Raw genomic sequence first — 377 nt, 5'->3', positions numbered from 1 at the left:
AGGGAGAGGAGAAGAGGAGGAGGAAGAGGAAGAGGGGGAGAAGAGAAAGGGGGAAGAAAAAGAAAGAAGAGAAAGAAAGGGGAGGAAAGGAAAAAGGGAAGGAGGGAAAGGAAGAAGGAAGGAGGGAGGAAAAGGGAGAAGGGAAAAAGGAAAAGGGAGGGAAAAAAGGGGAAGGGGAGGGGGAGAGAAAGAAGGAGGAAAAAGAAAAAGAAAGGGGGGAAAAAGGAAAGGAAGGAGGAAAAGGGAAAAGGAAAAGGAAAGAAAAAGGGGGGAGGAAAGAGGAGGGGAAAGGGAAAGAGAGAGAAGGAGGGAAGGGGAAAGGGGAAAAGAAAAAAAGGGGAGAAAAGGAGGGGGGGAAGAAGGGAAAAAAGGGAAGA

General features: G+C 48.3%; 1 protein-coding gene. It reads left to right on the top strand.

Going from position 1 to position 377, the window contains the following annotated elements; genetic code table 11:
• On the top strand, positions 1–377 hold a 377-nt coding region (locus KH400_RS30060), incomplete at both ends, for a hypothetical protein (protein WP_217228358.1).

Origin of the sequence: Desertibacillus haloalkaliphilus, from assembly GCF_019039105.1 — a bacterium.
GTDB classification, from domain to species: domain Bacteria; phylum Bacillota; class Bacilli; order Bacillales; family KJ1-10-99; genus Desertibacillus; species Desertibacillus haloalkaliphilus.
Note: the sequence above shows the minus strand (reverse complement) of the source record. Positions and strands in the feature narration are given on the sequence as shown.